Here is a 13,086-nt window from a genome sequence, read left to right as displayed (position 1 = left end):
ATCCATCTACTCCTGCGCTCCCTTAATTGGGACTGCAAAGATAAGAACTTTATTTTAACTCGCAAATTTTATTCGATAAAATTTAAAAGCTTTTTCCGTCCGTTTCCTTTAGTAGAATAAATGTTCCTTGCTTATCTAAAAGCTCTTCTGCGCTTACCGAATCTCTTTCGTTTTTCAGTGGGGCAAAGATAGACACTTATACCATACCACACAAATCTATTTAACATAAAGTTTACATTACCATACCAATTGTGAGTAAGTTCCATATCTAACCTATTGATATATTTATATTTATGTAGTTATTAACACTTATCCACAAGAGTGGAATTGTTTTTTAAAAGGTATGGAATGTCGTTTTGAGGGGGATATAATAGGGTTTTATACCTATATATAATAGATATGTTACTATATAATATATATGATGTGAGTCGTTAGGCTGATATAGGTTTGGGCTAAAGCCAGAGGAAGGGGCTTTTTAATGTAAACGGGCTAAAGCCCGTTTCTATTGATGGACTTCTAGTGGTTTGGAAAGAATAATTAAAGTCTTTTTTAATATTGTTTTTTAAATAATACGTTGTGGAGATCCTTACAGGATAACAAAGATTACACAAAACAGGATGAAAGATGAAGGGACTCAATAATAGAATGCTTATTATGGATGATTCTATTATTGAGAAGCTGCTATAAAAATAGTGTGGAATCTATATTTTTTTATTTTCCCGCAGATCGCGCAGATTTGCACAGAGGACTGGAAATAATTGGATAACCACCCCGTCAAAAATTCTTTGAATTTTTGACACCCCTCCAAAGGAGGGGAATGATTCAAGCCATTCCTTATGAATAAGGCTTAATATTACTAATTAATGATACCTATTCTCTATTTCCCGCCACTCATTACTCATTACTCATTACTCATTACTTATTACTTATTACTTATTATATATAATTCTTGTCCCCTACCCTAGCCCCGATAGAAACGGTTACCCCACAGCATGGGTTGGTGAGAGAAAGGGTTTGAGCGTTGGAGGGCAATGGCGCGAGGAGTATGAGTGGAGAGCGGGATTAAGCTCCTGATGAAGTTTGAGAGTTCGAGGGTTTGGGAGTAGGAAAGGATAAAGTAAAATGGAAGTGATAAAGATATAAGGCAGCAAAGAATGAGAATGCTGATTTAGGGGAGAACGTTTTTCAAAGGATGGAATTAGAAAAAATGCTTGAGGAACAGTTTATATACAGCGTATCCTATAAGACAACCAACCGTATCCGCAACAATGTCCAATGTTTCCATGGATCTTCCCAATCCCATTTCTTCCTGTAGGATTTCTGTGAGGAAGGCATATATAAGAATGATCTGGAAAAAGTAAGAGAATTTAATTTTAGGAAATGCGGCAATGAAAGAAAATCCTAAAGCTGCAAAAATGCTTACGTGCAACACTTTATCGATACCGCTGAACATGAACCAATATTCTTGATTCTCTTCTCCAGGTTTAAGGAGCATATAAGTAAGAAATGCCCAATAAATGGGCAATATCTTACTAAATATTTTTGAAATTTTATCCAATGATCGCTTGGTAATCTTCTGCAGAAAGTAATTCTGACTGATCTGCTCCATCAGCAAGTTCTAACTTGATAATCCATCCGTTTCCATAAGGATCTGTATTTAACAGTTCTGGTTGGTCTTCTAATTCTGAGTTGAATTCGATAACCTTTCCTGAAATAGGTAAGAATAAGTCTGAAACAGTTTTTACTGCTTCTACACTTCCGAAAACATCTCCGCCATTAAGATCATCATCTACTGTATCTACATCTACATAAACGATGTCTCCAAGTTCTCCCTGAGCAAAGTCTGTAATACCGATTGTAGCTACATTACCTTCAATCTTGATCCATTCGTGATCTTTAGTGTACTTTAATTCTGATGGTGTGTTCATTTTTAAATTTTTATTTTCTACAAATGTATTCAAAATTATAAAAGGTTCAAAGCCTTAATGGGCATCTTCACTAAATTTTGGCTGTAAATAAAAAAATCGCTGCAAAAGCAGCGATTTAGGTCAAATAATTATTTCTTTATAATCTTATTTGAATAGTTCTTTCTGGTTAAACCTATAAAGGTTACCATATAGATTCCCGGAAGGTATTGACATCAATTCAGCCCAACAGATTTCAAAAAGGTTATTTCTTTGTTGCGATCTTTTTACCATCCATAGAATACACTTCCAGTGTTTTGAAGCATTTACTATTTATTCAGTATGTAATATCTGTAGGCAAAGGGTTGCTTTTCTCATTACAAGATTATTTCCTGTTAGATTTTAACTCATACACTTCTTTTATCAACTTATCATTATTCTCCTGAAGTTTCTTAAGTTGTTTGTTTTGTTCTATTGTATATAGCGTTAATTCTTCTATTTTCTGCAATAACTTAATCTGAAACTCCCCTACATTCACGCCTTCTTTTTCCATTTCTTTGGCAGAAGCTATTTCTGGAAGATGTTTCTTTTCTTTGATATGTTTTTCAACGTCTTCTAACTTGGGTAGGCCATAGTTTTCATCAAATACAAAATCCGCTGTTGGGGTTAGCGTTACTTTAATTTCTTTTGCTTCAAATTTACCCTGAAGCAAAGCATTATTTCCTTTTACCAATAAAGAAGTTCCTAATCTTGTTCCTCCCGTAAAGTCATTGCCATAATTCAGGGCTAAAACATTTCCATCATCATGAACCATGGCCCTTCCCCCAGAACCTCTGAGCGGATAATTGAACAGTAAATCTGCAGCCCCATTGTATGTAAGATAACCGGAATAACCTACTCTAAATGTACCCTTCACATCTAAATTATATAAGGGATTTTCAATTCCTACCCCAACATTCTGATTATTCTGATTCCCACTAATACGTGAATTGAATGCTGGCATAGCACTACAGATGATCCACCATTGTGTTCCTGTAGATTTAAATTGATCAAACTGAGCTTGACTCGTTAAAAAGGAGCTATAAGTTGTAAACTCAGAACCATCAAAAGGCTGATCAAAAGAGTTTCCTTTAACCACAGCTTGGGGATGCCAAGCATAATTAATTTGGTTATTAGCATTATACTCCAGTGAATTGACCCCATCCCAAGGGATCACCATAACAGCAAAATCCAAACCTGGATTTTTGGCAGCAATTATAGCATATCCGGTTGCTCTGGCATTCATCATTTGTTTTTCTATAAGTGTCTGTCCAAACATCAGCGTAGCAGCTAATGTTAAGGAAAATAATAGTGTTTTTCTCATTTTAAATTGATAATATACCCAGAAATATTTATTCATTTATAATAGTCTTTTTAATTTCACTCCTGATATATTAAGCTATCTGTATTCATTGCAGGGACTCCGCATTAAAATAAAGTTGCATATTTTTTTAAGTTTAATGCTTATTATTCGTTTTTTTTAAAGCTTCAATTTCCTCCGTTTGTTTTTTCACCTTCTTATTTAGTTCAATTGTATATAGCGTCAACTCTTCTATTTTTTGTAATAATTTAATTTGGAACTCCCCAACATTTACGCCTTTCTTTTCCATCTCTTTTGCAGAAGCTATTTCAGGAAGATGTTTTTTTTCTTTGATATGTTTTTCAACAGTTTCTAACTTGGGTAGGTCATAGTTTTCATCAAATACAAAATCGGCAGTTGGGGTTAAGGTTACTTTAACCTCTTTTGCTTCAAGCTTACCTTGGATAGCAACATTACCATTTTCTTTCCAACTCAAAACATTGAATTCAATCCCATCTTTTTTAATTCCTAGACCACCTCCTGTCCAGCCGTAAAGAAAAGGGCCATCTAATAAAGAGTTATCGCTGTTATTCCTTTTATATTTCAAACCATGAGCTAAATCATTACCACCTAACTGGATAGGAAATCCAGCTGCTATATTGATCCCTCCTGCAATATCTAATCTCGATTGGGGATTCCTGATTCCAATACCTACATTACCATTTTCAGTAATCAAAAATTTAGGATTTTCCCAGCTTCCTTTTGATACTACCCATTCTCCGGGACCAAGATTCCCAAAATACCAATTGTCAGTTCCATCAACTAATCTACTCTGAATACCTTGGATGAATCCACCTGTATTAGTATTCCTTTCTAAAATAATAGTAGGGGAATAATTTTTAATTTTTAGTTCAGTAAATTCCTGTTGTGCTGATAGTAGAGATGACATCATTACAAAAGCTAATAACTGTTTTTTCATATTTTCCTCAAAATTTTCTGCGAAGATAACAATTAATTCAAAAGAGCGTGGATTATTAAATAAAATTAAAGCCTCTTTCTTTCCAGAAAGAGGCTTTATTATAAAGTTTATCTTATCCCTAGAGTCCACCACCTGACTCACCGAATGTAAATGTTGCAGAGATCCCTGCTCTGATCGTAGACAGCGGAAAGGCTGTTGAGATCTTATACTTCGAGGTCATCTGTTCGTAGAAGACTCTCAGGTTTAAGTTTTCTGAGACATTATAGTCTGCTGAAAGCTTGATATTAAGAAGTCTTTGACCTCCTGTAATCTGTGAATCATTCAACAGGATATTCATAATGGAAGTTCTACTATCTCTTAATGAAATATCTCCTCTGATATTAAGATCACTTCCTTTTCCTCTGGTTCCTCTTCCTCTTACGTTGGCTGTACCCAATCTGAAATTACGAACAATATATCCCAACCTTACTACATATTCTGTATTGGAATCTTCAGTAAGGGTATGGTTTACCAGCCCTAATACCATCATTCGGTTTTTGTTGTACTGTAATCCGAACTGCATATTATTTCTCATCGTAACATCAATTCCTAGAAGTGGTGAAAATGACTCTACATAACCTACCTGAGCGAAAGTATAGGGGTTAATCTTATCCCCATCATTCGGTTTAATATTCCCTGCATTATCTACTGTTTGATAATATCCGTTCGGGTTACTATGGTAATCAATATTACTTTGAATTCCTGTTGCAGTATAGGTAGCTGTATACCCATGTAAGATATCAAACTTCGTAAACTGCCCACTAATTATTGGAATATTCTTTAATCCCGAATAGGTAATTCTCCAGTTTGGTAATGGCATTCCTGCTTTTTTAGGGTTACCCATCGGAGAAACAGATTTCCCTTCAAGAGCAGCTCTGAATGCTGGGATCAATACATAGGCATTCGCTATACTGTAATGTTTTGCAAATCCATCATTGCCTATTTCTGCATTAGGACCTCCCAACTGTTGTGAAATATTTATTGCATTATCTCTGATTGCCTGATATATTGCTGTACCATCTTTGAATGACGAATTAAGCATCATGGTAGAGTTTGAATAGGTAATCATATCTGTTGCGAATGTAAAATTAGGATCCGGAACTCCTCCATTCACATAATTAAATCCGCTATGTGAAAAATTACTGTTGAAGTTATGTAATACATTCAGATCAATTCTGAAATCATTCATTGGCATTACCTGCAAGTTGGCCCGTAATTCTCTAGTTGACATTCTTACATAGGCATCAGTCATATAATTAGAGGCACTTACCCATCCATTTTCCATTACGGTTCTTCTGATATCTGCCTGAGATCCTAACAGGAATCCAATAGTAGGACCACCCAATGTCTGCCCAGAACCATACCAGTTGGGAGCTGATAATATACCAGGAAGTACAGTACCATTATTTTCAGTATAACTTACATCCAATTGTTTAAATGAAGTAAGGAAGAACGCTGCACTTTGAAGTGGGGTAAGCTTATTTTTGAATTTATACTTCTTATATCTGTATCTGTTCTTTTCCCACTGTTTTGTGTACACATTGTTCAGGGAATCCATTTCCTGCTTACGTTTCTGAAGTTTAGTATTAATATTTTTAAAATAGTTAAACTGTCCGAAGAATTTAGGAAGATCAGCTGTTGCTGTAGCCTGAATAACATTGGTATTCTGACCTATTGAACCTAAACTTTCCGTTCTGTTATTTTCCGGATTCACCATGCCATATAATGCAGTACTTCTTGCATTCCAATTATACGTAAATCCGTAGCCTACTTCAGCATCAATAAAGTCCAGATAAGGCAAATATTGGAATGGTAGTTTATAGTTCAGCTGAGCTCTGTGATTATACAATACCGGTCTACCTGCTCTGAATACATTTCCGAAAATGGCTTTATTATCCATTGTATTTACGTCAAGGTTATCATTAAGCGTTCTGGTTGCAGAGTTGATCTCCAGTTTTAATGATTTTGTAAAGTTGAATCCTAAACCATACTGCCATCCGAAGTAGAAGTTTCTATTTCTGATCGCGTTGATATCTCCACTGGTATTTCCCCCTAAAATAGCTTCGATATTTCTAAACTCAAGTTCGTTATAGTTTCTGTCAATCTCTGTTCTGAAAGATAATCTTGTCGGAATAGGATTAATGTTAAATTCTTTTACCCACCTCAGATATTTAGTAGATTTTGCAGTATCACTAATCATTTTATTGAAAGGTTTTATCACCCATGGTTTGAAAGTATAGTTGTAATCAATATACCCTCTCAGATACTGTCTGTAATTTCTCTTTGTATAAATATCTCTGAAATAGTCATCATTATATACCGCAGTCACCGAAACGTTTTCGATATCATAAAACTTAGGCTTCTTATTCTGATTTACTCTTTCTTTACGCATATTAACAACTCCGATACTTCTTTGTTGAGTATACGTTCTTGCCACTTTTTTCAGCTGCTCTCTGTTGGGAGCCTTGCTGAATTCAACGTCGGTATCCAAAGGATTATACTTAGGATCTTCGATTGTTTGTGAGTAAGAATAGTTCAATGGTATTTTTATCCCTGTCTTTTCCGGTAAAAGTTTATCTACATTAACCGCCGTATTGATACTGAATGCCGATTGAGTAGACTGATTTCTCTCCGCCGGTTTAGAATCAATATTTCCAAATCCTACTGAAGTATATGATGCATTGGTATTAACAGTTGCAAAATCTCCCAAGTTGAAGTTTAAGCTCGCATTTCCAGCATACCCGCCATCATTTTCAATCTCAGAAAGACGGATTTCGTTAACCCATAAAATTCTGTCTATAGGAACTCTTGATGCCCCAGCATTCCTAACCCCAATCATAATGGTTGCTACATTTCCTAAACTTGGACGTCCTTTGATATAGATCCTTTTCTGATTATCACCTCCTCCAAAAGTTGGATCAAGGAATCGTTGCATAATTTTATCGGCATACATTTTATCTCTTCGGATCTTGGCATCAACAAAATTCTGAATGTCAAGATTCACTTCATTTTCCATTGGCCAGATTTCCATTGGAGCTGCAGCTGTAGTTGGAGTTAGCTTCAATGATGCTTCATATTCATAATAATTATCTGTGGCATCATTCCCGAAACGAATAAAGAATTTAGTGTTATTATCAATTCCTGTTATAGTTCCTTTAGGCTCATGGGCATGAACAAAAAGCTTAAGCTTTTTATACCTTCTCATATCCAGACTTGTATTCTTAAATACCCCTTGTGCTTTACCCGGTCTCAACTCGTTAGCTTTCATATACAATGAAGCTTCATTCTGCCTTTGTGCTCCGGCATTTCCACTTAAAATCTGTCTGTCAATTCCAGGAGGTAATACATATGGGGGCTGATTAAGAGCATTCTCTTCAATATTCACACTACCCACCTCAAGTTTTTCAATTTCTGAATCTGTTATTACTCCTTCATCCGTTACTGGCTCTAGCTCTTTATCTGAATAAGGAGCTAGGCTCTTAGGATATTTTCTCCAGTCTGATCTTACAAGGTCCATGGTACCGAATCTCAAAGTAGACGTGTTTTCAAATCCTGTAAGCATTAATCTTGCAAATCTTACATTATTAAGTACTGTTTCACTATGAGCTCCCTGCGTTTTATCAAACTTGGAAACCGGAATTCTGAACAGGTACCATTTCACATCAGCAGACTGTCCATTCAGGAAATCTGCTTTTACTGTTTTAACATCAACAATATTATTATCAGCACCTAATGAAAGGCTGGCCTGATCTAGTTTTATTGGATATTCGTTATAGCTTTCAATCTGATCCAGGTTATAGTCTCTGTTGATATCTTCAGCATCCGGAGTCTGTGAAGCCACACTCAGTGAATTTGCTTCAGAGTTTCCATCCGGGTTTCTGAAGTATTTATAACGTTCAACCAATGAAGCAGCTTGGCTGCCTGTAAATTTATCTGATAAATAAAATACAAAGTCATCCACAGCAGGGTCAACAATATTGGTTACCGGGTTCACAAAGGTATTTCCAAATCTCATGGCTTCCTGATCTGAACTTAAACCATCATATCCAACATCCTGCGCTTTTCTTCCATCTCCTTCGGTAGAAAATGCGTATAGAATTGGCGGTTGTTTTGGCTGTACTCCCCAATTGGAAGTTGTTGTAGCAGATGCCGTTCCTGGTGCAGGAATACCATTTTCATACAACATTTTCCCATCTTTAAGGATATCTTCAGATACGTTTCCTAAGTGTAATAGTAATTTAGGATTGCTTCCAAGTGCATTACCATCAGCATAAGGATCCATCATCCAAAATTCAACATATTCAATGTTTGAACTTACAAAGTTAGGAACACTGATGGGTCTCATAATACCACCCCATCTGCTAAGCGCTGGCTCTGTTCCCGGATTAACGTTATAAGGTCCTTTTTCTTTAGGATAGAAAGAGATATCAAAAGTATTGGTAAAGGTTTGATCTCCCGCTACAAAATCTCTACTATTATAAATTTCTGAAAGCATTACCCTTCTTGATGCATGGTTGGAAACTGACTGTGGAGTAATTCCTCCAGGGGCTTTCCCCCCAACACCCCAGAATCTTGGATCAATATAATACCATGATAATAATCCTCTTCCATAACCACTTGTAATATCATCACTTTTTGGCGGAATATTGAAAGGTGGTTCTGTATTTTTTTCTGGTCTTGATGCTAAGCTCCAAGCCGCAGGTTCTTTTAAAGATATTTTAGAAGTTGTCTGCTCAAAATCGTCAATATAAGACTGATTATTAGTTGCATTATTCAGTCCTGGAAGAAGGTATGCCGCTTCCATCTTGAAGTTAATATTGGATGGAGCTTCAGTCTTTATCAATGGCAGCTTATCTGTAAATCTTGTAAGATAAGGCGCCTGATTATTATACATCATATTAATCCCCGCCATTGTATTGTTAACAGCTTCCTGCCCAAAGTTTACCTTTTGGGTAAGCGGAGATTCTGAGTAATTGATAACCGTTCCTCCTAAAATAAAGTGTTCATTGAATCTTCTTTCTAAATTCAATCCAAGGAATCTTTTTCTTTGGGTATTGAAGGTAAGCTGGTTTTCCAATGAAATATTAATAGCCTGCCCAGATTGTTTTACATTCTCATTGATGATAGTAACTGTACCAAGCATATAATCTACAGTATAGTCTACCCCTTCGGAAAGCTGTACTCCATTGGCCGAAACTTTTACAGATCCCTGAGGTACGTTTACTGCTCCAAGGGAAATACCTTGTCCCTGAACTCCTTTGTAACGACCTTCAATGGTGTAACGTTGAGGAACAATAGATTGCCCTCCTGTAGGCTTTATCTGATCGTACAGATCATGGAAAACATATTGAGGATCATTAGTTCCTAATACCTGTTGCATATAGTCTCCGAAAGGCTGTACTTTGGTAAAAATAATCCTACCGGTTTCTGGTCTGATGGTAACTCCGGGCACAAAATCGAAAATTCCGTCTCCTTTAGTTCCATCTTTATTGCCCTGGATATCACCATTCATGTTAAGACGATCCCAGTTCATCAATTTCAATAGGTTTACATCTTTAACATTGGTATCCGGAAGATAATTTACCTTACCTCCGGTTTTCTGGTCCCTATAGTATAAATTAAGAATAAACCCGTCAGGAGAAACCTGGCCTGCATCTAAAGAATAAATGTTCTTCATCATCAGCTTCCACATCGGAGAAGATACATCTACACTATTGTTTACTTTCAATACCTTAGTAATCAAAACCGGGCTTTCTTCTGAAAATTCTCCTACTTTGTATACTTTATTACTTCCACTTACCGTATATGAATAGGACACTGCCAAAAGCTGTTGATCATTAAGTTTCTGGTTCAATGAAATATATCCTAATTGTGGATGGAATGTAAATTCATTACTATTAAGCTTTCTTGCCTTGCTATTAAAGATAAAATGCTCTCCGTTTACATAAGGAGGTGATCCGGCAAATGATTGTCCCTGATAAACTCCATTATAATCCTTACCAGCTTCTCTTGTTCCTGCTTTTGCTGAAACCTCATTATATAAATCACTCACTGAGTTATCCGGCAATACGGCTCCAGCAGTACCACCTTCACCAAGATCTCTAATCCCAATGATTCCTTTCTGATAAGCCAAATTACTGTTTCCTTGATCCAAAACCCAAACCTCAAGCCTGGTAATATTAATCTTGGAATTAATTTGTGGATAATTAACTAAAGCATTATCATATTTATCCAGGAAGTAATGTCCTAAAAAGTAGTGTTGGTTTTCTTCATACTCAGTTACATTAACTTTAAAGTTATTCATTACCCCACCACCTTGTACTACAATATTTCTGGCTTCACCTTGTTGCTGGGAAAGAACAACTGTTCCAAATGTTTTTCCTAACTGGAATTCGGTTTTCACCCCAAACAATGATTGTGAACCACGGATTAAGCTCGTGGAAAGCGGCATATTTACGTTACCGAATTCTACTCTTTTAATGATTTTATCTTCACCGCCTTCATTAGGTTTATCTACGTTTCCAAGACCTTTACTCTGAAGATCCTTCCAGCTTCCTTTTGCCTGCCATACGAGATTCATTCTGTTTTCAAAAGCAAAACCACTTTGGGTATCATAATTGGCTTTTAACTGAAGGTTTTCCCCTACTTTCCCGAGTAATCCAAGCTGGATTCTCTGGTCTATATCAAAAGTAAAGCTGGTCCTATTCTGTGGTAGGATCAGCGGGTTATCTATTTTTTGGTAAAGTCCTGCGAAGTCAATGGATGCGTATCCAGAAGGAATGATCTCAATTTTATTACCACCGAATAAGGTTTCAAATAATTTGTTGTTGATCATTACTGAAGGAATAAGCCCCTTCTTTCTTGCATCACTTTTGTCTTTTCTAAAAAGGAGATTATATTTCTCCGATTTCTCCTTATAGTATGCTCTGGTCTGGAGGGCGAGTACATATTCTTTATACTCTTCCGGAGACATGGCAGTAGGAGGACCAGTAATTGTATTTCCAATTTTGGGATATACATAGTACATCCCGGTTTTTATATCAAAATAGGCTTCATACCTCGTGGGGTCTGCTACCTCATATTGCTTTCGTATGATCGTTGTGTCTTTTGTCTGCTGCGTAAAGGCACTTACAGACATAAACAGGAACGACAGGAACAAAAATATTTTAAAATGCTTATTATTCGCCACCAAATGTTAAATGTTTTTTAAAATTTGTTTAACCAGTTCTTCAACCGAGAGGTCAGGATTTTGTTTTAAGATCTTATCCGCCATCTTCTCACTTGTTCGCTTAGGAATTCCTAAAACTTCTAATGCAGATAACGCTTCATCCTTGATTTTATTATTCATCAGCGACGAAATATTCTCCGCTGGACCACTGAATTTCTGTACTTTATCTTTAAGATCAACAATAATTCTTTCTGCGGTTTTAGCTCCGATTCCTTTGGCTTTCTGAATCAGCGCACTATTGCCAGAAAGTATTCCCGAAGCAATCTCATCAAGGCTTAATGTGGATAGCAAAATAAGAGCTGAAATAGCCCCTACTCCATTAACGCTTATTAACAGATTGAACATCTCTTTTTCTGAACGAGTGTTAAAGCCGAACAAAAGGTGAGCATCTTCACGAATAATCTGCTGAATAAATAAAACAGTTTGCTGATTTAATGTAAGTGTTTGTGAGGTCATTAAGCTGATCCCCACATAGTAGCCAACGCCTTGTACATTGATTACTGCGTAGGTAGGTGTAAGTTCTTGAACAGTACCTTGTAAAGAAAATATCATTATTAATTTTTGAAACTCCCCAAATATAAAAATTTAACCTCCAAATACAGCATTAAAGGTCAAAATAAATTGTTTTTAACGACTATGGATATTTAATGGCTTCTGATAATTCTATAGGATTATTGTTTTTTTTCAGGGAAGTTTGTGTTTTTTTTGTCATTTCCCTAAAATTGGGTTCCATCTCATTTCCCTTTTCATCCCTGAATTTTGCTTTCACATTTCCAGAGGTCATCTCACGAAACGGATCATTATAATAGTCCAGCATTACCTTTTTAAGATTATTCCTTGAAACATTTACCAGCTTAAAGCCCAAACTCACAAAGTTGATTTTTTGAAAACCTTTTTTCAACCCTGAAAAGGAGAATTTATAGGAATGACTTTCATCTTCCATCTCCACAATCAACCCTGGTAATCCTTTGAAAACATAGGGACCTTCCTGCAAGGGAATATCTTGTGTAAACCAAGCTTCCCAAATTCTTCCTTTATAGCTTAATGTTGCTTTCTGGCAGCTATAACCATATTTTTTAGCAACCTCTTTCTCTATTTTCCAGTCTAACTGTATAGGTTCTGTAAGTTTATATACATCGGCTGACAAATAGTAATGCTTTGAGATTCTATTCTGCTTATCTCTTACTGCATCAAAAGCATAGTCTCCCACGGCAAAACCATAAAAGCCAATACTTCTCAGAGAATCTACCTGATATTGTTTTTCCGTGCAAAATCTGGATTCTCCATCCTGGACAAGAAGTACCATTTTTTTGGATACTGTTTCAGTACTTAAAGAATCTTCTTTATAGACAAGATTATAATCTATTCTCATATTCTGAGAATAAAAATTTTGAACAAATGAGAAAAGTAGAATTGCGATGAACGTTTTCAATTGCATATATCAGATTATTAGTTTTGTTTTTTATCTCACCAATTTTAAGCAAGAGTATATCACCATATATTGACCTCAAAGGTAATAAAAACATTATTATTAGTAGTATCAACTGCTATAAGAAGAACGGATATACAAACAAAAAAAAGCATCTTTTACAAGATG

Annotated in this window: 7 protein-coding genes; all 7 read right to left on the bottom strand. The window is 36.0% G+C overall.

Going from position 1 to position 13,086, the window contains the following annotated elements; all coding sequences use genetic code 11:
• Positions 1-1,198 precede the first annotated feature (1,198 nt).
• Positions 1,199-1,525: a VanZ family protein gene (locus tag BLS98_RS22665; RefSeq protein WP_262487369.1), complete on the bottom strand. Its 327-nt coding sequence runs from the start codon at positions 1,523-1,525 to the stop codon at positions 1,199-1,201.
• A gap of 25 nt (positions 1,526-1,550) precedes the next feature.
• Positions 1,551-1,928 (bottom strand): glycine cleavage system protein GcvH, encoded by a 378-nt coding sequence (gene gcvH, locus BLS98_RS22660; protein WP_045492676.1) that lies wholly within the window; start codon positions 1,926-1,928, stop codon positions 1,551-1,553.
• Positions 1,929-2,289: 361 nt separating this feature from the next.
• Positions 2,290-3,303 (bottom strand): hypothetical protein, encoded by a 1,014-nt coding sequence (locus BLS98_RS22655; protein ID WP_228436047.1) that lies wholly within the window; start codon positions 3,301-3,303, stop codon positions 2,290-2,292.
• A gap of 97 nt (positions 3,304-3,400) precedes the next feature.
• Positions 3,401-4,222, bottom strand: coding sequence for a hypothetical protein (locus BLS98_RS23635; protein ID WP_228436045.1), 822 nt, complete (start codon positions 4,220-4,222; stop codon positions 3,401-3,403).
• A gap of 118 nt (positions 4,223-4,340) precedes the next feature.
• Positions 4,341-11,399: a T9SS outer membrane translocon Sov/SprA gene (gene sov, locus BLS98_RS22645; RefSeq protein ID WP_089739743.1), complete on the bottom strand. Its 7,059-nt coding sequence runs from the start codon at positions 11,397-11,399 to the stop codon at positions 4,341-4,343.
• A 57-nt stretch (positions 11,400-11,456) separates the two neighbouring features.
• Positions 11,457-12,041 carry a Holliday junction branch migration protein RuvA gene (gene ruvA, locus BLS98_RS22640; protein WP_089739741.1) on the bottom strand — a complete coding sequence of 195 codons (585 nt, stop codon included), beginning with the start codon at positions 12,039-12,041 and terminating at the stop codon, positions 11,457-11,459.
• Positions 12,042-12,123: 82 nt separating this feature from the next.
• A complete protein-coding gene (locus tag BLS98_RS22635) occupies positions 12,124-12,927 on the bottom strand; it encodes a GLPGLI family protein (protein ID WP_089739740.1) in 804 nt (267 codons plus the stop codon).
• Between the last annotated feature and the right edge of the window lie 159 nt (positions 12,928-13,086).

The sequence above is a fragment of the Chryseobacterium jejuense genome, from assembly GCF_900100075.1.
Lineage (GTDB): Bacteria > Bacteroidota > Bacteroidia > Flavobacteriales > Weeksellaceae > Chryseobacterium > Chryseobacterium jejuense.
This window is presented reverse-complemented; position numbering and strand designations above follow the sequence as displayed.

Excerpts from the sequence above, each read along its gene's own strand:
- gcvH (WP_045492676.1), bottom strand. The coding sequence starts at position 1,928 with ATGAACACACCATCAGAATTAAAGTACACTAAAGATCACGAATGGATC.
- BLS98_RS22635 (WP_089739740.1), bottom strand. The coding sequence starts at position 12,927 with ATGCAATTGAAAACGTTCATCGCAATTCTACTTTTCTCATTTGTTCAA.
- BLS98_RS23635 (WP_228436045.1), bottom strand. The coding sequence starts at position 4,222 with ATGAAAAAACAGTTATTAGCTTTTGTAATGATGTCATCTCTACTATCA.
- ruvA (WP_089739741.1), bottom strand. The coding sequence starts at position 12,041 with ATGATATTTTCTTTACAAGGTACTGTTCAAGAACTTACACCTACCTAC.
- sov (WP_089739743.1), bottom strand. The coding sequence starts at position 11,399 with ATGTCTGTAAGTGCCTTTACGCAGCAGACAAAAGACACAACGATCATA.
- BLS98_RS22655 (WP_228436047.1), bottom strand. The coding sequence starts at position 3,303 with ATGAATAAATATTTCTGGGTATATTATCAATTTAAAATGAGAAAAACA.